Consider the following 20,078-nt stretch of genomic DNA (forward strand, 5'->3'; position numbering starts at 1 on the left):
AAAAACAATTTAATCTTGCTTGAATAAAACATGGCCAAAATAGTCCATGTTTTCAAGTACTTTTCCGCTACCCAGGGCAACACAACAAAGTGGATCATCTGCAACACGAACTGGTAATTTTGTTGTTTCACTAATAACTTTACTCAAGTTGCGCAATAACCCACCTCCACCAGATAAAATTATTCCTCTATCAACTATATCAGAAGAAAGTTCGGGTGGAGTACTCTCCAGTGCAGTTCTAATAGCAGAAATTATCTGATGTACAGGCTCTATTAGGCTCTCTGCAACTTGATATTCTGATAAAAGCATTTCTTTTGGCATACCACTCACTAAATCCCTGCCTTTAATTATCATTCCCTCTTTGTTGTTTTCAACTGGCAGACTGGCTGAACCGACGTTTTTCTTAATTTTTTCAGCAGTTGTTTCGCCAATCAATAACTTATGATTTTCACGAATGTATGACTTTATTGCCTCATCCATAATATCACCACCTACTCTGGCAGAACGTGAATAAACAATCCCACCTAAAGAAATAATTGCAACTTCAGTTGTACCACCTCCTATGTCAACAATCATAGAACCTTCAGGTTCGGTAACTGGAAGTCCAGCCCCAATTGCTGCAGCCATTGGTTCTTCAATTAAGAATACTTCATTTGCACCAGCACTTTCTGCTGCATCTTGTATAGCACGCCTTTCAACTGGCGTGGATCCAGATGGAACGCATATGATAATATTAGGTTTATTAACAGTGAATTTTGTGTTTGCACTGCGTATGAAATATTTTAGCATTTCTTCCGCACTTTTAAAATCAGCAATAACTCCGTCTTTCAAGGGCCTTATCGCTTCTATTTCTCCAGGTGTTTTTCCGAGCATCATCTTAGCTTTTTTGCCAAAAGCATAAGGAACGTAACTTCCTTTTTCTTTTACTCTTGCTACAACTGAGGGTTCATCAAGCACTATCCCCTGACTTTTCTGATAAACTAAAGTATTTGCAGTACCAAGATCTATAGCAATATCGCTAGCAAATAAACCTTTGAAAGTAAAAAAATTTCTGATTAAATTCTGAACAAAACTCATACACAACTCAAGAAAACCATTTATTGAGACAAATTATACTTTTCAGATAAGTAACTAGTGTAGCACTCAATATCTAAATCCCTACCTGTTACCTTTTTTAGCTGTTCCAAAAAGCCATAATTTGCACTATATACATTTTTAGAGAACCAATCGATAAGTAAACTGAAATCTCCTTTTACTATAGAATCTAAAAATTCGTAATGATTTTTCTTAATGAAAGAAAAAAACTGCACAGCAGCGATTAACGCTATGACTTTAATAGGAAAGTAGCCTATAACACCACTTATCCAATACTCATCTTGAAAATAAGTGTCTAGCTCATTTTTAGCTTTTACTGAAATCTTGTAATGCTTCATACCTTCCAACCATTTATCGTGTAGATCTTTAACTTCTAACGTACCATTTATTAGATCTTGTTCTAATTTAGTTCTTAGCATAATGTGAGCCAATAAACTAAATTCATCCGCATTTTTCAAAAAAGATGAAAGATTTACTTTATTGAAAATCAAATACAAATTTTCAACACTACTATTAATTTTGTTTTTTGTAGAAAGTTTCTCCTTTATGTGTGGTTGAATGAACTCAATAAATTCTCTGGATGTTCCAATGATCTTTTCCATGAATAACCCTTGAGTTTCATACATAATATGTTTTGTAATTGAGCTCTTTATAGAATTTTGCGCTAAACATTTTTGATGAATTGCATAACCAGTATGCCGTAAAAGTAAAAATAAACCATAACAAAGGTCAGATTCATCATAATCGATAGAATCGTAATAAGAAATGGAAATCTCATTTGGTGTAACACTCATTTGCTGTAAGAATAAGGAACCAAGTTCAATCTGTCTCTGAACCGTAACTTTTTGTATATTAGTAACCTTATCCTTCTTCTGCTTTTGAGTTACTTTCTCTACATTTTCACTAAAAAATTTACCTAGCTTAGGAAATATTTCCTTTATGTTCTTTTCTGTGATATTAGAGTCATAGTCAGCAAGCAATGACTCATAGTTTGAGCGCTTTAATTGCTGCGATTTTATAGAAGCTGCTTCACGAGTAAGCTTAATTAGGTTAGTAAAGCATTCTTTCAGCTTTTCTAAGTTACTAATTTCAGAATTAGTTAGCCTCCATAAGTTTTGGCATTCAATCTTAGCTTTGGACAAAGATTTTACTAAATCAACAGGAATAGCACTGCTGCTTTTGTGTATCCCCTCTATTAACTTTAGCTGCTGAATATTCGCACTCTTTTTATTCCTAAGAGCATTCGCTAATGATTCCTTTATTGCATCATGAGAGATAATTTCATGTCTGATTTCCTCTAGAAGACACATTTGCTCGATCTTATCCTCTATATCCAGTTGGCTTTTGCTTAGTAGTTTTAGTATGTTTTCGATATTCCTTACCTTATGTAATACTTCCTCTAAAAACTTATAAGATCTCATTTTTATTCATTGCTTTGAAACATCCGCTTAATAGCGTAATAGATTAATAATAAAGTTAAAAGTATATTTGCTTAAAGTACAATAAAAAATTGTATTTTTATTCTTTTATTGTACTTCATTGCTAAGAATTGAGCATCTTATCAGAAAATTAATTATAAGATTGTAAAGAAAACATTTAGTATTTTATTTCCCTTGACTCTATTCTAGTATAGAGGGATTATTAGTACTAAAATTAAAATTACGTACTATATTTAAATTTATGGAGGTTTAGTGATGTGGAGTAGACTGATTATAATGTGTTGTTTTTGTTTACTGCTTACTGGTATAAGTTCTTGCCCTAAAAAAGGAGTAAATACGACAAATAAAATGAATGCTGTTGTTAAGCAGATAGGTGATAAAAGAGTTTTTTTTGGTTATGATGAATCTAGTATCAGTGAAGTGAGTGCAGATGCATTACTTGACGTGATGGAAGTGTTACAAAATAATCCTGACGCAAAGGTTACTTTAACTGGTCATACTGACAATCGTGGTTCTCACGAGTATAATCTTGCACTAGGAGCTAGAAGAGCAGATGCAGCTAAAAAATTTATGGTCAGCTGTACACCTTATCTAGAAAATAGAATAAAAACTGCTTCTAAAGGTGAAACTGAGCCTTTGGTTAATGTAAAAGATGATTTTAGAAATTCCAAGTATGAGAGAGAGCATGCTAAAAATCGTAGAGTAGAATTTTCATTCTCTGGGATCAAAAGTTAATCTCCTTCGCATCCCAGTGCTCAGCACTGGGATGATACAGTGTACAAATCCTTTGCACAGATTGTTAGTTTGCTTGTATTGAAGTTCCTTAGCGATATAATGTAGAGAGATATAAACTACCTAACCGTCAAGAAACATAATGGGATTGGAGCTGTCATTTCAAAATATAGTTAATAAGTTTGCTTTTCATGATAATCAAGTTGCGATTGCAGTATCAGGTGGTGTAGACAGTGTAGTTTTATTGCACTTAATGATTAATTGGGCAAAAAAAAATAAACCTTCACTTCCTACAGCATTAACAGTAAATCACGGGTTACGTTTAGAATCTCAAAAAGAAGCTGATTTTGCTGTAAGCTATGCAAAAGAACTTGGGGCAAAGGAATCGTTTATATTAAATTGGGAGAAGAAAAATATTAAAGGCAATATTCAGTTGCAGGCACGAAAAGCACGGTATAACTTATTAACAAAATGGTGTAAAAATAATAATGTTAAATATTTATTTGTTGCTCACCACAAAAATGATCAAGCAGAAACGTTCTTGTTGAGATTAGAGCGGGGTAGTGGAGTAGATGGATTATCATCAATGGACTACAAGTATTTCTTAGATGGTATTTATGTATTTAGGCCGTTGTTAAATTTTAGTCGTAGTGAAATAGAAAAGTATGCTAAACTTCACCAATTAAGATGGATCGAAGATAGAAGCAATTATGACTTAAAATACAGACGAACTTTATACCGTAACTTACTTAAAGCAAGTGATAATCAAGATGTTCTAACAGAGCGAATATGCCTTACAGCACTTCATATGAAAAGAGCTGCAAAAGCGTTGATGCACTACACACGCCTTGCACTTAATGACTGCGTTAATGTTCATGATCTTGGTTATATTGAAATTAAACTAAGTGAATTTTATCAATTGCCAGAGGAAGTAGCCTTGAGGCTTCTTCTTTACTCTATAATGGCAATTGTCAACAAGCACTATAAGCCAAGGTACCGTAGCCTTATCGCAATATTTAACAAAATATCGCAAAAAGATAGTGATATTAACTGTACACTCTCTGGGTGCAAAATAAGAAAATATGGAGGGAGAATCTTGATAATGAGAGAATCATCAAAGATACAGGAAATTACTGTACACCTAACATTAAATGTCCCTATTGAATGGGACAATAGATTTAGCTGTACAATACTTAGCAATCAGAAGTATTCAGTAACTATTGCTCCGCTAAAAAAAACGCAAAAAATTCCTGAATTTCTGAAGGATTACAACTGCTGCCCTGAAGTTTTCTACTCTTTGCCTACAGTACAAGAAGATGGAAAGGTGCTTGCTTATCCTGATATAAATTATAACGGAAAAAATACCAATGACGATAAGGTTCAATGCATTATTAATAGCACGATAAAGCAAAATTTGGTAAGCTTGATTAGTATTTAATTAGAAATGTAAATGAAAAAATTTTTAGAAGGCTTATTGATCTGGTTAGTGATTATTGTTCTTATTTCAGTTACTTGTATTCAATTTAGCGGAAGTATAGGTAAGAGTAAAACAACCATACCTTTTTCAGAATTTTTAACTAGATTAGAAGATAATGATATAGAAAATATTACAATAAGAAACCAAAGCATCGAAGGGAAGTTTAGGGATGGGTCAGCCTTTAACTCAAGTGGTGTTATATATAGTGACTTAATAAAAAGTTTGCATGATAGGAAAGTGAAGTTCTCCTTTTCAATTGGAGACTCTGCAATAGGTATAATTGGTGGATTACTTATTCAATGGGTTCCGACGCTTATCTTTATCGGTTTATTACTTTTCCTTTTTAAACAAACGCAAGCAGGAGGTAATAGAACTATAAGCTTTGGCAAATCAAAAGCTAGGCTTATGACTACTGGAAAAAAAGTGACATTTGATGATGTTGCTGGGATTGATGAAGCAAAAGAAGAGTTGGTTGAAATTGTTGATTTTCTTAAACAAAGGCAAAAATTTCAAGTGTTAGGTGGGAAGATACCAAAAGGATGTCTTTTAATTGGTTCCCCTGGAACTGGTAAAACTCTACTTGCTCGTGCAATTGCAGGTGAAGCTAATGTACCGTTTTTTAGTATTTCTGGATCTGATTTCGTTGAAATGTTTGTCGGTGTTGGTGCAAGCCGTGTCCGGGATATGTTTGATCAAGGCAAGAAAAATGCTCCTTGTATAATTTTCATAGACGAAATAGATGCAGTAGGTAGGCATCGCGGCATTGGTCTTGGTGGCGGTAACGACGAAAGGGAACAAACATTAAACCAGTTACTGGTTGAGATGGATGGTTTCGAGTCTAATGAAGGTGTGATAATAGTTGCTGCAACTAACCGTCCAGACGTCCTAGATCCAGCACTACTTAGACCTGGTCGTTTTGACCGACAGATTACTATTTCTTTACCTGATATAAATGGGCGTGAAAGAATATTAAATACGCATATAAAGAAAATATCGATAGCACCAGATGTAAACGTAAAAACAGTTGCTAGGGGAACGCCAGGTTTTTCAGGAGCTGATCTAGCAAATTTAGTGAATGAATCTGCGCTTATTGCTGCAAGAAGAAATAAGAAAATTGTTACCATGGATGATTTTGAGTATGCACGTGATAAAGTGATGATGGGTATGGAAAGAAGGTCCTTAGTCATTACAGAAGAAGAAAAAAAGCTTACTGCTTACCATGAAGCTGGTCATGCAGTAGTTGCAGTTAATATGCCTGCTTCTGATCCTATACACAAAGCAACAATTATTCCACGTGGTAGAGCACTCGGTTTAGTTATGAGACTACCAGAAACAGATAGAGTGTCCCTCACAAGAGAAAAGATGCTAGCAGATATAACTGTTGCAATGGGTGGACGTGTGGCAGAAGAGCTAATTTTTGGATATGATAAAGTCACAAGCGGCGCATCCTCAGATATAAAACTAGCATCAGATTTATCACGTGCTATGGTGACAAAATGGGGAATGAGTGACAAAATAGGGCCAATATATCACAATCGTAAACAAATCACACATGATTCTGAGACGATTTCTGAAGATACGTTAAGACTTATAGATGAGGAAATAAAGAAAGTTGTATTTTCTTGCTATGAAAAAGCAAAAGACATTTTAACCAAGCGTAGGAAAGACTTAGAGCTCATTGCTGAAAATCTACTGGAGTTTGAAACTTTAACAGGAGATGAAATAAGAAACATATTAAGTGGAAAAACAATTGTTAGAAATGAAAATGAAGGTAAAGAAGAGATAAGAAGATCCTCTCTCTAATTAGATCTGACTTTGATTTAACTGCTAAAATAAAAATCTTTAACCAGAACCTAAAATACAAAGCTATAATTAAACCTCTGTATTTTACCAATGAACTTCCTTGAACATTTTTCCAATTTTTTTCTAAATAACTCTTTGCCTATTTAAATAAGTATGTTCAGTATTAGAGCTTTCCAGACCGCTACTAGGAGAAAGATTAGGTTCTTGACCTTTAAACATCTCTATTAGCTTTAATACAGGAGCAGTTCCTGCTACAATAGCTCCTATAACAGCAGTAGCACCCATGATGAGAAGAATCGGTTCTGCAGTGGTGATTACACAAAGCTCAATACATAAACCAGCAATGACCATACCAACCATTGTACCAATGAAAGCACCTACAATTATGGACGAAACTACAACAATTAATTGTCCTATTTTTGAACTAAGTGGTACTTCTCTTTCACGTCTAACAAAATTTGGCCGCATTCGCCTTCCCGCTCTTCTTCTTCCTCTCATTATTGTATATTCATCCCTATTTTCGGAGAGATTTAGTGATACTTCACTTGGCTGCATTTGTTCTCCTGGTCTTCTTATATTTTCACTCCTGTTTCCAGAGAATAGTTCTCTGTCAGCTGCTCTATCAAGATCTCTGATGTTATTTAGTATCTCTTGCGTTCTTTGCCTTACTATATTTTCATCCCTGTTGCTAAGGAGAACTCTCCGAGGTTGATTTAGAACATGATCTAATCTCTCATAGTTCCTTGCCCTTCTTTCATTCACGTTTTCAAAGAAGTGGAAATTCAGAAATGTTTCTCTTTCACCTCCAACATAACCTCTTGAATTTCCCTTTGATCTTCCTCCAACATCCTTAATTTTCTTTTCAAATTTTAATAGCGACTTGTTGTTTAGTCTAACATGATTCTGAGAATCACAAGCAACGATCCAGTCTAAAATTGGCATTTTTTGACTATCAAATCCTGTACCATGTTCTATATCATCATTAATGTGTTCTTTTATTTTTTTAATTATCTCTACTGCTCTTAGCTCCATAGTTTCTATGGTACTATCTTCACTTTCTACCAGTATATTGAAAACAATTCCTAATAACTCCTGTTGTAAATCCTTTCGTTTTTTAATATTCATAATTAGCCTCAACTTTTATATGCTATTTTGCCAAAATAATTTTACCAAATAAGTAATATATATACAATAATTCTCGTTTAAAAATTTTTTTACATTGGCCTATCTAAGTTATGTTTTAGGATGTAAAAGCTTCTTACTTTAATAATTTATTAAAGTAAACCATATATGGATTGCTATTTAGGAGCAGCTGTTGTACTTTAATCAGAAGGTACAGTAATGTAAGAAGGAGGTACTTTATGTCTTTAAAAAAGAAAATTTCTGAGTTTATAGAGGAACAGCTTGATATAAAATACCATGACAATTACTTGGCTTACACTATACACAATTGGGCTGCAAGTGAAATATCTAGATCTGTCGCTCTGTGTATAATTGGTTGTGGCGATTGTGAGATTAAGTATCAAGGTATTGCTAATTCATTTAACATAACGAAAGAAGAAATTAACCAAAGTAATATAGAAAGCATAAAAAATAAGATAGAAAGTGAAGCTAGAAAAGAAGGTAGTGAATTTTCCGAGTTGATTTCTAAAATGGATCAATCGATGAAAGAACAAAGTGAAAAGTCTATTATACAGATTTTAAATTCATCTGCTGAAGAGATGTTAAGGAGTTTTTATGGTAGTTCTATACAGAGGACAGAGGATAAAGAAGTTAGTGTATCCTCTGCTTCACATGAAGAGCCTGCTACAGAAGATTCGGAAAATACTGTTAATTCTGATCTTTTATCAATTTAACCAGCTCCCTCATATAAATTTTTCTGTACCCAAGCTATATGTTTGTGAGAGGATAGTAAGCACTACATTTTTCTATTTCCATTATAATAGGTTCGTCTATTTTCATGATGATCTTACTATTTGTACTCTGTCTAGGACTAAGCAATAGAAATAGTAGGATAACAGTAGTCAACCAAGATTCCAGCATCACGTACTAGGATGATATAAGTATCATAATTTACGATTAGATTGACATAGGGTAAAGAGTAAATTAAAAATTAAATAGATCTTTTAATGCAGAATAAATGCCTATAGAAATATTGATGCCTGCTCTTTCCCCAACAATGAGTAAAACTGGAGGAAAAATTGTAAAGTGGTGTAAAAAAGAACAAGATAAAGTTGAAATAGGTGATGTAATCGCTGAAATTGAGACTGATAAAGCCATAATGGAGTTTGAATCTGTCGATGAAGGAGTTTTAGCAAAAATTTTAGTGTCGGAAGGAACAAGTGGCGTACCTGTAAATCAACTGATAGCTCTAATGTTAGAGGAAGGGGAAGATAAAAGCGCACTTGATTTAGCTTCTGCCGTCAATACCAAGGTTGAGAAGGAGGTTGAAGCCGATTTTTCAGTATCATCCAACTCTTCGATTTCATCTAGCTCTTCAATGTCATCCCAGTGTGTGACACTGGGATCTAAAAAAGAGGATAGAGCAACAGAAAATAGAATAAAAGTAAGCCCCTTAGCTAAAAAAATAGCTCAAAATGAAGGTGTTGATATAAAGCGATTGAAAGGTACAGGTCCATATGGTCGTATCATCAAAGCTGATGTATTAGAATTTTTAGATCAAACTAAAAGCTATGAGAGATTTGAGGAAAATACAACATTTGAAGTAAGCAATATGCGCCAAGTGATAGCGCAGCGCCTAGTTGAATCTAAGCAAAATATTCCACACTTTTATTTAACTGTAGACTGCCACGTTGATAAGCTAATATCGCTCAAAAATGAGGTTAATTCAGCAAATGAAAACAATAAAGTAACAATTAATGACTTAATTATAAAAGCTGTGGCTTTCAGCATGAAAAAATTTCCTGATATAAACTCATCGTGGATAGATACTAAAATAGTAAGATACTCAAATATAGATATCTCAATTGCTGTGGCGCTTGAGGATGGACTGATTACTCCTATAGTAAAAAATGCTGATGAAAAAAGTGTTTTATCTATATCAAAAGAAGTGAAAGATTTAGTAAGTAGGGCAAGATCTGGAAAACTAAAGCCTGAAGAATTTCAAGGAGGAGGATTTACTATCTCCAACTTAGGCATGTTTGGTATAAAAACTTTCAGCGCTATAATCAATCCACCGCAATCTTGCATTATGGCTGTTGGTGAATCTAAAAAACAGCCGATTGTCATAGGTGAAAAAATAGAGATAGCAGAGATAATGACAGTTACTCTCTCTGTTGACCACAGAGCAGTTGATGGAGCACTCGGAGCAAAATTTTTAAATGCCTTTAAGTACTATATAGAAAACCCTACGGTGATGCTTCTTGAGCCTTTATTATTATAATAAAATTAATACCTCTTAATTTATACTTTTATTAATTGATAGGTTTAGAGGTAAAATATGACTGATAAAAAGATAGAAAAACGTAGTATATTTTTTGATGCTGCAAAATCAAAATTTTCAAACGATAGGTTTCAAATAGATTCCTCGTCTAATGAGTCAATGGATACCATTGATAAAAAATTTAAGTATGAAGTGAAACTTCCAGGTGTTATTCACACTACGACAAGAAAAAATAATGTTGGAAGCGGATTAAATGAGTTAGATCTAAAAAAGAAAAACGAAAACTCTTTCAAGACATCAATAAAGAATATTGAAGAATCAGATAGTAAGAGAAACCAAAGTCATTTGCTGTCTCAGGAAGACTCATTTCCAGAACTACCAGCATGTGCATATAAGCCAGCACTGCTGCCAAAACCATCAAAAGAAAAAATAAAGGAAGCTGTAGATAAAATGCGCAATAATAGAAAAGCTCATAATTCTGCAAGTGTTGAAAATGGTGTTAGTTCAGACAGGTTCAAAGTGCGCCCGTTCTTATGTAGTGATATAGATGGATATGTAGCTCCTGACAAACGTGACCGTAATATAGAAAGGTGTAGGGTTACACATGATAGCAGTAAGCTTGAAGCACAAATGGAAAGAAAGCATGGGTTTCAATCAGATCCAAGTGTTAAGCATGTAAAGGCTGATACTGTAGTATGTTCTATTACTAAAGGTCATGACAAAAAAGGCGTTAAATCTGATGTCTCATATACACAAGAGCCTACATCAGAAATGTCTAAGGTTAATGTGAGAGAATTAGCAAATAGGTTCCGTGGCTAATCATTATTGGATTTTTCGAATAACAATTGCTTAAGATTTTATAAACTGTGCATATAGTACTCTATAAGAGAAAGAGAAGTGTGACAACTTCTCTCTTTCTTAACCACTTGCTGAATAACGTTTATCTTCTGTGGCATCTGGTGATGGAGCAACTAATCTACTCAAAATCTCATCTTTTGGTCCCATAGCATAAATAACCCCATCTGACATGACGATCACTGTATTGACTACAGATAGTAGCTGTAGCTTATGAGTGATGATAACAGTGGTAGTATTTTGCTCTCTTGCAACATTGATTGCATTAATCAAGCGCGCCTCTCCATTACTGTCTAAGTTAGCATTCGGTTCATCAAGCACTAAAAGCTTAGTATTACCATAGAAAGCCCTTGCAAGTCCAAGAAGCTGTTTTTGGCCACCAGAGAGTATTACTCCTCCAGGTCCTCCTATTGTTGTATCATACCCATTTGGTAAGCTCAGTATTAATTCATGTATTCCTGCAATTTTTGCTGCTTTGATTATTTCTTCAGGATTTGGATCTGGTCTCATGCGGGTAATATTAGCTTTAACGCTCGTGTTAAATAACTCAATATCTTGAGGTAAGTAACCAACATAATTACCAAAGTTCTCTCGATTCCAAGTATATACATCAGCGCCATCTAGTCTGACTACACCTGATATGGGTTTCCAAACACCAACGGTTAGTTTTGCAATGGTCGACTTACCAGAAGCACTTGCACCAATAACACCAACAACATTCCCTGGTTCTATTACAAATGAGATTCCTTTTACTGTTGGCTTATTGCTCCCATAAGGAGTAAAAAATACCCTATCAAATTCCAACTTCCCTTCAGGCTCTGGTAGAGCCATAGTTTGCTCTCTTTTTGGGGATGTTAGTATAAGTCTTTGTAGCCTCTCATATGACATTCTGGCTTGATTTAAAAATTTCCAAGTATGAACTGCTGCATCAAATGGAGCCAATACTCTACCCATCAAAATCGAGGCAGCAATGATACTACCGGCAGTTTTGTGAGCTGTAATTGCAAGTAATGCGCCTGTTCCAATTACTGATATTTGCAGAGTTGAGCGTAGAAACTTAGTAATTCCAGTAATCACATTAGAACGATTCTGCGCTGTAATTTGCATTGCACGATTTTGATCATTCCGTTTACACCAATCAGAAACTATAAATTCTGACATGCCCATAGCTTCAACCACCTCTGCGTTTCTTGTTGCAACATCTATAGCATTAATATTGCGTATAGTTTCTTCATTGGTTTCTTGCAATATACGCTTAGTGGCAAATTCATTCCATACTGCCATTGAAACTAATATAATGATCCCGGCAATAGCTATAAACCCTGTAGAGGTATGTATCATAAAGATCACAACAAGGTAAATTAGCGACCATGGAGTATCGAACAGTGAAAATATACCATTTCCTGTAATGAAATTTTTTATTACTCCAAGATCTCGTATTGCTTCACCACTTGAAGTTGAGCTTTGTACTGATGTTAACCTGATTGACCTTACTATTAGATCTGGTGTTGCAGTTTTATCAATCCAATCACCAATTTTAGCCATAGCTAAATATCGACAAGTTTCAAGCATTGCAGAACATGCAAACGCAGATAAAGTAATAATCGTCAGCATAACTAGTGTTGACACACTCTCGCTCGATATCACTCGATCAAGTACCTGAGAGGTATAAAGTGGCAAAAATAACATTAACGCATTAATCCCTGAGCTAAACCAGAAAATGAACCAAAATGCACTCTTGCACTTCTCTAGACAAGTATATAGTATACTTTGCTTTAATTCCTTTTTTATTGACGGAGTGATTTTCACAATCTTCCTTTTATTTAATTATATGTACCATATATAGTTTTTATTTCAAAAGTATTAACAGTTATTGCCTTACCATATCATTAATGTAATAAAATATTAATGATATGCGAATATAAACTTTTTCATGGAAATTTAGCAAGGCTATCTAATTTCTTCTCTACTATAACCTTATACGATAGCCTTGCCAATTGTTCTACGTTTTTCTTATCCACTACTCAATGACAGTTCTTACTATCACTCCTCTGAAAGTTGATGCTATCAGAGTCAGTGACTACAATCTGCATCTATTTTCCTCTTTCTATATGATCAGGAAGTATTACATATTCCAATGATCTAGCTGTAATTGCTCTTTTTCTCACACAAGATGGACTTGAATATACCCTTGGTCTATATCTTTCGAATTTAAAACAGTCAACAGTAATCCCCTCCTCAAAGTTAGAAAGTATTAGAGATAGAGATTTACTAACTTCCTTATCACTCACAGGATTATTTGCACTACCATAACTCACATGACGCGCTGCACTATGATTGTTACCACACTCTTCTCTTGAGGTTGAACTGCTTGGATTAAAAGGAGTCGAAAATATTGAATACCCATTGGTATCACCAAATCGTTTTATCAACCCACAGTTTTCTTCATTCATTTTTGTAATATTCTCGTGATTAGCACCTTCTGATAAGCTTGATGAAGCGATAAGATCTTCTTTTTTCTTACTAAAGATATTGCCTATTTTTAGCTTAGTTGCAACATTCTTGAATTTGTTTTTCGGAGCTTTTGGTTTAATTTTTGAATTCTCATTTATAGTAATTACACATGATGGATTATCTAACTTGTCCATTGTATTTTGTACTCTACTGTTGCGTCTTGAACACAGACTAAGTTTTGCTGTTAAATCATTCAAAACAGGTGAACTTTTTCTACCTTCTAAAGACTTATTCGAACATAGTAGTGCACTACCACCCCTACTCATTTTCTGAGGAGAAATATTGAGTTTGTCTTTACTCTCTAATCTAGTTTCATGCGTAAACTTGTAAAGTTCATTTTCCAATCGTGAAATATCTTCTGCATTCTTTATTAATAGTTCCAATATTGAGTTGTATTCCTCCAAATCATGATCCCCTACTTTTGTCTTAGCTAACTTTCCTGTAGCCTCTTCAATTCTGTTCATTTTTTCAGTATAGTTTTCTATCTTACGTTTAACAGGTTCTTTTTGAAGGCCAATCACTAAGTTGTATAAGATAAGTAAAAATGATATCGAAGAAAATGCAATGGAAATCCAGGTAGAAATTTCTTCCTTTTCAGATTCTGCATTATTATACTTAATGCAAACAGAAATAATCACACTTGATATTGACATGGCCAGATTATAGTAGTCTAGAAGCTTTTTGCTTCTTTCTTGATCTTCCATATTAAGTTTATCATATTTCCTTTTTTTGTTTTCCCTTATTTCATAAAAGAAATCTAAAAATAACCTCAAGATATTTGTGTCACCATGTTTAAAAGCATAATCTAAAGCTGTTTTTTTTTGCATTATCCTTTATATCAAAATTTATCTTTTCATTTAAAGTTTTCTCTCCGGTGCTGATTGTTAGGTAGAATAAGGCTTTAATAGCTTTTTCCCTTAAGTGCTCATTTTGTTTACGCTTTTCTAAAACCAACTTTTTCAAAAATTGACCTTGCTTAAAATCCTCATTTATAGTTTTTTCAAAATCATTATCACTCATTACAAGATAGTGTAATGCTGTTCTTCCAGATTTAGATACAACATTTAACATTTTCTTATTATAGGGGTAATGATTATCTGTCATAAAATATTCTATTAACTCAGCATTAAGGCTCATGGCAGCTAAATGTAGAGGTATAAGCCCTTGACTGTTCCTGTTAAAAAGTGGTACTGTGTTCCTAATAGTTGACTTAGCAATACTTTCAATAACATACTGAGAGAATTCTATGTCGTTGGCAAGAGCAGCCATGTGTAACGGTGTATTGTCATTTTCATCATATAACACTTTGATGCTAGCAGCCACCTTTTTACCTACAAGTTCTTTTGACACAAATTCAAGACATTCCTTGTTGCCGCTCAAAATAGCTGCAAATAACAACTTTTTTTGTGTATTTTGTTCTAAAAAAATACCCTTTGGGCTTTTTTTTACCAAATACTTAACGCATTCTACTCTTCCACTGAGAATAGATAAGTGTAGTAAAGTTTGTCCATCCTTATTTTTCTTACTTAATATTTCTCCCACTCTCTCTTTTTTAAAAAGGTGCTCAAGGCATGATTTATTACCAACACGTGCTGCCATATGAAAGACGGTGTCACCGTTGCTATTCTCACGCAAAACCTCTTGATAAACGTCAAATTTCTTCTCTTCCAACTTTTTTTCTATCATGCTTAAAAACGATAAATCAAGTTGGGCAGCAAAATGTAAAGGGGTGTTTCCTTCATTATTACTCTTATTTACTTGCATGCTTCTGTCTATTAATAGACTCACACATTTTTTTCTTAGTTCTGTTTCTGTATTACTCGATAGAGCTAAGTGTAGGGCCATATTTCCTTTGTGTGTTTCTGTGCTTAAATCGTAATCAGGAAATTTCTTGAGTAAAGATGTTAGACAATCATACTTCCCGTACATTGCAGCTAAATGTACAAGATCTCTTCCATAATCACCTTTGGATTGAAGTATGCTATTTCCTATATTTTCATAAAATAGGTCTATACAATATGAATTACCATGTATAATAGCAATATGTAAGGGGGTGTTACCTTGTTTATTCTGAACAATTTTTGCACCTGATTGAGTAAACAATTTCATTAGCTGGTTATTTCCATGTTTTGCAGCTATATGCAATGGGGTGTTACCATCTACATTTTCTTGATTAATTTCACTTTTTAGTCTACCTAAAAATTTTAGATGCTCTATAAGAAAATTTATGGTATTTTCTTGAGTTTCTGAGTTACCTACAATCTTATGAAAAGGATTCTCATTATATTTATTTTTTAAAAATTGTACTTGATTATCAATGAAGAATTTTATGCACTCAGCATTTCCAGATTGCACAGCATAGTGTAATGCGTTATTTCCATATTTATCTGTTTTAATTTTCTCCCTATCAAAAATTCCTTTTGCTGTCAATATTTCTTTTAAATATTCTAGGAGGTTAGGACTTCCGCTTCTGGCAGCATAGTGTAACTCGGTTTTATTATTGGTAGTGCAACTAAAATCTGCTTCATTTTCTATGAGAATTTTCAAGCATTCTTTATTGCCAGATTTAGCCGCATAGTGTAGTGGTGTTTTACCATCTCTATCTTTATTCCTTACTGCTTCTTTAATGTCAAAATTAGAATTTTCTATCACAAAACATAAAATATCTTCTTTACCCGACTCAGCTAAATAATGTAGAAGTGTTTTATCATTACTATCTGCAAAATTCTCCAATTTTATAATCAATTCTCTGCCCATACTAAGAATTAGAGATACAGCTATTTCAACATGAATATCATAATTCCTATTTTTCTTTTGTTCTTTCCTAATTCTTTCAATAGCCACTGTTAATAGCGAAGAACCATCATTACTTATTATATTCCATCCATCTTGACGAAATTTTTCAGCTAATGAATCACTTATATTTTCTGCTAAAATCCTGCTTTTTATACAATCAAGATTATTAGTACATATATTATAGTTTTCTTCTTGAGTTACTTTATTAATATAATCATATATGATTATTAGGTCTTGCTTATTGACTTTATCTTCTGAATTGCCTTGTAATGAAGAGAGGTCTATCTCACTAATTGCTCTGGCCATAACAACGTTTCCCGCAACAAATAAACCTGAACTGAGTGTCTTTGCGCTTGTACTAGATTTAGCTTTGAAAACACTAATAACTGTGTCAAATTTATTTTTGAACATACTGTACCTCATAAATAATAATGCCGGTAGTGAATAAGGCTTTAGTAGATACCACTGTAATTTTTAAGCCTACAAAAATTCACCAGCGGCCGCATTATATAGTAGATAATTTTTTGTGCTAGTAATATTTTTCTAATTCCCACTTTGGCCTTGGTGCAAAGTCAAGAGAGTCTACATAGCTTCTCTGTAACCTTTCAATTCCTATCCATCCAACCATCACTGCATTGTCTGTACATAAATTGCTTGGAGGAGAAAGCACGTTCAAGTCTATGTGCTTTTTTAATCTCTCTTTCAGGAAATTATTTGCTGCAACTCCACCAGTAATTACAAAATCATTGATTTTAATATTTAAAGATACAGCGATACCAATAGCATTTCTGACTCTATCGAGTAATATGTCGCTAATACACTCTTGAAACGAAGCACACATATCACACACATCCTGTTCACTCATTACAAATTCTCGTGCTAAGTTTTTTACCGCTGTTTTAATTCCAGAAAATGAAAAGTCACATCCAGAACGTTTTATCATTGCTCTTGGCAGCTTAAATCTCATACCATCACCTTTTTTAGCTAACTCTTCAATTAATGGACCTCCCGGATAGCTTAGACCCAGCGTTTTAGCGACTTTGTCAAATGCTTCTCCTAATGAGTCATCAAGCGTTTCTCCAAGTTTGATGTATTTACCTACATCCTGTGCAATTAAAAATTGGCAGTGACCACCTGATATCAGCAGGACTAAAAACGGAAATTCAACCTCATATAGTAGCCTAACAACTAACGCATGTGCTTCTAAGTGATTAACTGCAATAAATGGTTTTTGTGTTACGTGTGCAATTGCTTTAGCCATCATTGTACCAATTATTAATCCACCTATGAGTCCTGGTCCTGATGTTGCTGCAATTGCATCCAAATCACAAAAATTAAGGTTATATCTTTCCATAGCACTTTTTATTAAACCACTTAAATGCTTCATATGAGCACGTGATGCTATTTCAGGAATCACTCCACCGCACTTTTTATGCTCTGCCTGAGAAAGAATTTCGTGAGCAAGAACTTGCTTGTTGCTATTTACAATCGCAACTGCAGTTTCATCGCAGCTTGTTTCAATAGCTAAAATAGTCTTCATAAATACTTTGATTATAAAAAACTATACCTTGAAATGCTGTAGAAGTTAACTATATTCTGCTGAGCTAATTATCATCTTCAAATATAGAACCAATTTTTTTGCTTCCAGGAGAAAATTTATTAGTCCAACTGCTTTGTACTTTGTTTATATCTTTAAAAGCAGTTTTATCGCTATATTCCTTTACTTCTTTATCTATTCTCTCCATTATTTGTAGATCCAGGTAGCTCTTTTTCCATTGGTTAGTAGCAAGAAATACTCTGTTTAAATCTTGAGTGCGAATTAGATATTCTTTATCTTTAGGATAAACTTCCTGAGCCCAAGCAAACAGCTCAAAATAGCGTGCGAATAATTCAGACGCACGTGATTTTGGAGTTTGATAAGCTTGTATCTCTTCAAATATAATTTGACCAATAATTTTTTGTACCAGAATATTTGACTGCTTTAAGTTCTGTTCAATATCCTGATAAACTTTATAGAGAAATTCTTGCTCTAAGCTTAAGTTCAGTTCATTTTCAATCATATGTGAAAGTTCATGTACTATGATGTAAGGATTTGACCTTCTTAGCACAATAACATACTTATTTAAACCAGAAGAACGAATTGTCTTACACACTCCCTCTTCCATATCCACTAATCCTTCTTGATATATTTCAAACGAGAGTCTATTTTGCTTTATTAGTGACAAAGTGAGGTTTAATGTATTTCTAAACTTCTCAAATTGATAGAGATATTTGACATATTGTATTACGTTTTCACTATTTCCTACTTGAGTTGCTTGTTTTATTAAGTTTCTGATTAGCATGCTTCATTATTAAAGGAATTTTCTTTATGCTCAAGAATTATAAAGTGTTTTCAGGAAGTATAGCTAAAAAAGTTTAATTTACTTACATTCCGCTACTTATTATTAGCCAAGAGGTATCACGTCAGTATGACTTAGGAATGTACTAGATATAAAAGTGCAATATCAAATATATTTTACTAAAAATCAATCAACTTTTCACATGTTTGCTCTTCATAAAAGAAGCTCAATGTTATCGTAGTACCAAGTTTTGCTTCACTTTGAATGTTGAAAGTCCCACCCATTAACTCTACTAATTTCTTGCTTAGAGGTAATCCGATACCTGTGCCTTCGTTTCTATATCCCGAATCTGCTTGGCCAAAAACGGACATAACTTTATATATTTCCTGCTGCATTATCCCTATTCCATTATCATGAAACTCAATAGTTAATAAATTTTTTTCTATATTCTCTTTAACAACCATTCTTATTAAACCACCTTGAGGAGAGAACTTGATTGCATTTGATAACAAATTTATTATAACTTGCTTCATTCTTTTGGGATCGGCGATAACTAATAATTGTTTATCAGATATCTCTTTCTTTAAACTAATTCCTGTTTCTTTTAGTTTAGGTGATAACATTTTTAAGCACGAATCTATTATCTTATTCAGATTAAACTTTACTTTCTCTACTGTTAAACTACTTGATTCAGCTTTAGAAAAATCGAGCACATCATTAATCAAAGCAAGTAAATGTGTACCAGCATTATATATATCGTCTACGTATTCCTTGTATTTAGAGTGATCTACCGAACCTAAAGTTTCATTTTTGATCAACTTTGCAAATCCAATAATAGCATTAAGAGGTGTACGCAACTCATGTGTAACACTTGCAAAAAATTTTATCTTATTTGCATTTTCTTGCTCTAATGCCTCTTTAACCCTTTGTAATTCAATATTAGTTTTATGCTGCTTGGCTAGCATTTGGGTGTTGGAAAGGTGCAAATAAAGCATTATTAGTATTAAGATAACCAGTAATAAGCCTATTAATATTGAAAATAGACTATATACCATAATATAAGAGTCATTATAGCTTTGAATGATCTTCAAAAAAAATGAAGGCTTAATGTCATCTTCATGAAATATAGGGAAAGTAGAAGTTAATGTATTTCCTGTAGCGTAAAATATTTCTTGATTGCTTAGCAATTTATCAATTTCATCATTTGTAAGCAACTGCTCATAGTCATGACCTTGAGTATTAAAATTACTGAAAATTATTCTGGCATTTTGATCATACAGTATTAAGCTAAAATTTCTTACTTTGCTTACTGATTGTAACAATTCAGCACGCAATTTTACCAACTGGTTTATGTAATCAAAACTGTTATATTTAATATGATGTTTTTCTATTAGTAAATAATGATATTTTTTTATTATACTATTTTCCAATAGATCTTTTAAGTTTGCATTTGAATTACGGTAAAAAGAAAGAAAATTATTCTTTAATGAATAATTGCAGTATATTGTGCCCAATAAAACCACAAAAATTAATAAGAATAGCGAGATAATTTTTGTATATCTATTTGTTTTTAGTGTAGTAAACATTAATTTACTTAATTTATACATATTCTTCTCATTGTGAAA

At 33.4% G+C, this 20,078-nt stretch carries 15 protein-coding genes; 6 read left to right on the forward strand and 9 right to left on the reverse strand.

Features of this window, described 5'->3' with window-relative positions; genetic code table 11:
- Positions 1-9: 9 nt before the first annotated feature.
- Both AAGD63_RS00225 and AAGD63_RS00230 read right to left on the reverse strand, forming a co-directional pair.
- The gene (locus AAGD63_RS00225; RefSeq protein ID WP_341813404.1) at positions 10-1,077 is read right to left on the reverse strand and encodes a rod shape-determining protein; all 1,068 of its coding nucleotides are present in this window, start codon (positions 1,075-1,077) and stop codon (positions 10-12) included.
- A gap of 20 nt (positions 1,078-1,097) precedes the next feature.
- A complete protein-coding gene (locus tag AAGD63_RS00230) occupies positions 1,098-2,516 on the reverse strand; it encodes a carboxypeptidase (protein WP_341813405.1) in 1,419 nt (472 codons plus the stop codon).
- Between the two features lie 273 nt (positions 2,517-2,789).
- On the opposite strand from AAGD63_RS00230, the gene AAGD63_RS00235 reads away from it, so the two are divergent.
- The 3 genes from AAGD63_RS00235 (at position 2,790) to ftsH (ending at position 6,546) form a co-directional block, all read left to right on the forward strand.
- Positions 2,790-3,269 carry an OmpA family protein gene (locus AAGD63_RS00235; RefSeq protein WP_341813406.1) on the forward strand — a complete coding sequence of 160 codons (480 nt, stop codon included), beginning with the start codon at positions 2,790-2,792 and terminating at the stop codon, positions 3,267-3,269.
- A 139-nt stretch (positions 3,270-3,408) separates the two neighbouring features.
- Positions 3,409-4,704, forward strand: coding sequence for a tRNA lysidine(34) synthetase TilS (gene tilS / locus AAGD63_RS00240; protein WP_341813407.1), 1,296 nt, complete (start codon positions 3,409-3,411; stop codon positions 4,702-4,704).
- A 12-nt stretch (positions 4,705-4,716) separates the two neighbouring features.
- On the forward strand, positions 4,717-6,546 hold the full coding sequence (gene ftsH / locus AAGD63_RS00245) for an ATP-dependent zinc metalloprotease FtsH (RefSeq protein WP_341813408.1): 1,830 nt from the start codon (positions 4,717-4,719) through the stop codon (positions 6,544-6,546).
- A gap of 123 nt (positions 6,547-6,669) precedes the next feature.
- On the opposite strand, the gene AAGD63_RS00250 is transcribed toward ftsH, so the two are convergent.
- Positions 6,670-7,671 (reverse strand): hypothetical protein, encoded by a 1,002-nt coding sequence (locus AAGD63_RS00250; RefSeq protein WP_341813409.1) that lies wholly within the window; start codon positions 7,669-7,671, stop codon positions 6,670-6,672.
- Between the two features lie 236 nt (positions 7,672-7,907).
- Between AAGD63_RS00250 and AAGD63_RS00255 the strand changes: the two genes are divergently transcribed.
- The 3 genes from AAGD63_RS00255 (at position 7,908) to AAGD63_RS00265 (ending at position 10,768) form a co-directional block, all read left to right on the forward strand.
- Positions 7,908-8,402 carry a hypothetical protein gene (locus AAGD63_RS00255; RefSeq protein WP_264330624.1) on the forward strand — a complete coding sequence of 165 codons (495 nt, stop codon included), beginning with the start codon at positions 7,908-7,910 and terminating at the stop codon, positions 8,400-8,402.
- 284 nt (positions 8,403-8,686) lie between these two features.
- A complete protein-coding gene (locus tag AAGD63_RS00260; RefSeq protein ID WP_341813410.1) occupies positions 8,687-9,949 on the forward strand; it encodes a pyruvate dehydrogenase complex dihydrolipoamide acetyltransferase in 1,263 nt (420 codons plus the stop codon).
- A gap of 57 nt (positions 9,950-10,006) precedes the next feature.
- Positions 10,007-10,768, forward strand: a complete 762-nt coding sequence (locus AAGD63_RS00265; protein ID WP_341813411.1) for a hypothetical protein — start codon at positions 10,007-10,009, stop codon at positions 10,766-10,768.
- Between the two features lie 99 nt (positions 10,769-10,867).
- Here the strand turns inward: AAGD63_RS00265 and AAGD63_RS00270 are convergent, their stop codons facing one another.
- From AAGD63_RS00270 to AAGD63_RS00295, 6 genes are all read right to left on the reverse strand, one after another.
- Positions 10,868-12,613 (reverse strand): type I secretion system permease/ATPase, encoded by a 1,746-nt coding sequence (locus tag AAGD63_RS00270; RefSeq protein ID WP_341813412.1) that lies wholly within the window; start codon positions 12,611-12,613, stop codon positions 10,868-10,870.
- 284 nt (positions 12,614-12,897) lie between these two features.
- Positions 12,898-14,145 (reverse strand): hypothetical protein, encoded by a 1,248-nt coding sequence (locus AAGD63_RS00275; protein ID WP_341813413.1) that lies wholly within the window; start codon positions 14,143-14,145, stop codon positions 12,898-12,900.
- Positions 14,111-16,525: an ankyrin repeat domain-containing protein gene (locus AAGD63_RS00280; RefSeq protein ID WP_341813414.1), complete on the reverse strand. Its 2,415-nt coding sequence runs from the start codon at positions 16,523-16,525 to the stop codon at positions 14,111-14,113. Before AAGD63_RS00280 ends, AAGD63_RS00275 begins: the two co-directional genes overlap by 35 nt.
- Positions 16,526-16,643: 118 nt before the next feature.
- On the reverse strand, positions 16,644-17,654 hold the full coding sequence (gene tsaD, locus AAGD63_RS00285) for a tRNA (adenosine(37)-N6)-threonylcarbamoyltransferase complex transferase subunit TsaD (protein ID WP_341813415.1): 1,011 nt from the start codon (positions 17,652-17,654) through the stop codon (positions 16,644-16,646).
- A gap of 64 nt (positions 17,655-17,718) precedes the next feature.
- Complete coding sequence (locus AAGD63_RS00290; protein WP_264330689.1) at positions 17,719-18,456, reverse strand: hypothetical protein; 738 nt, start codon at positions 18,454-18,456, stop codon at positions 17,719-17,721.
- Between the two features lie 176 nt (positions 18,457-18,632).
- The gene (locus AAGD63_RS00295) at positions 18,633-20,060 is read right to left on the reverse strand and encodes a HAMP domain-containing sensor histidine kinase (protein WP_341813416.1); all 1,428 of its coding nucleotides are present in this window, start codon (positions 20,058-20,060) and stop codon (positions 18,633-18,635) included.
- Positions 20,061-20,078: the final 18 nt, after the last annotated feature.

Source organism: Wolbachia endosymbiont (group B) of Germaria angustata, from assembly GCF_964026725.1.
Lineage (GTDB): Bacteria > Pseudomonadota > Alphaproteobacteria > Rickettsiales > Anaplasmataceae > Wolbachia > Wolbachia pipientis_C.

What these genes read in the sequence shown, in the direction of transcription:
- ftsH (WP_341813408.1), top strand. Translation starts at nt 4,717, where the DNA reads ATGAAAAAATTTTTAGAAGGCTTATTGATCTGGTTAGTGATTATTGTT.
- AAGD63_RS00290 (WP_264330689.1), bottom strand. Translation starts at nt 18,456, where the DNA reads ATGCTAATCAGAAACTTAATAAAACAAGCAACTCAAGTAGGAAATAGT.
- tsaD (WP_341813415.1), bottom strand. Translation starts at nt 17,654, where the DNA reads ATGAAGACTATTTTAGCTATTGAAACAAGCTGCGATGAAACTGCAGTT.
- AAGD63_RS00260 (WP_341813410.1), top strand. Translation starts at nt 8,687, where the DNA reads ATGCCTATAGAAATATTGATGCCTGCTCTTTCCCCAACAATGAGTAAA.
- AAGD63_RS00265 (WP_341813411.1), top strand. Translation starts at nt 10,007, where the DNA reads ATGACTGATAAAAAGATAGAAAAACGTAGTATATTTTTTGATGCTGCA.
- AAGD63_RS00280 (WP_341813414.1), bottom strand. Translation starts at nt 16,525, where the DNA reads ATGTTCAAAAATAAATTTGACACAGTTATTAGTGTTTTCAAAGCTAAA.
- AAGD63_RS00275 (WP_341813413.1), bottom strand. Translation starts at nt 14,145, where the DNA reads ATGCAAAAAAAAACAGCTTTAGATTATGCTTTTAAACATGGTGACACA.
- tilS (WP_341813407.1), top strand. Translation starts at nt 3,409, where the DNA reads ATGGGATTGGAGCTGTCATTTCAAAATATAGTTAATAAGTTTGCTTTT.
- AAGD63_RS00235 (WP_341813406.1), top strand. Translation starts at nt 2,790, where the DNA reads ATGTGGAGTAGACTGATTATAATGTGTTGTTTTTGTTTACTGCTTACT.
- AAGD63_RS00295 (WP_341813416.1), bottom strand. Translation starts at nt 20,060, where the DNA reads ATGTATAAATTAAGTAAATTAATGTTTACTACACTAAAAACAAATAGA.
- AAGD63_RS00255 (WP_264330624.1), top strand. Translation starts at nt 7,908, where the DNA reads ATGTCTTTAAAAAAGAAAATTTCTGAGTTTATAGAGGAACAGCTTGAT.
- AAGD63_RS00230 (WP_341813405.1), bottom strand. Translation starts at nt 2,516, where the DNA reads ATGAGATCTTATAAGTTTTTAGAGGAAGTATTACATAAGGTAAGGAAT.
- AAGD63_RS00225 (WP_341813404.1), bottom strand. Translation starts at nt 1,077, where the DNA reads ATGAGTTTTGTTCAGAATTTAATCAGAAATTTTTTTACTTTCAAAGGT.
- AAGD63_RS00250 (WP_341813409.1), bottom strand. Translation starts at nt 7,671, where the DNA reads ATGAATATTAAAAAACGAAAGGATTTACAACAGGAGTTATTAGGAATT.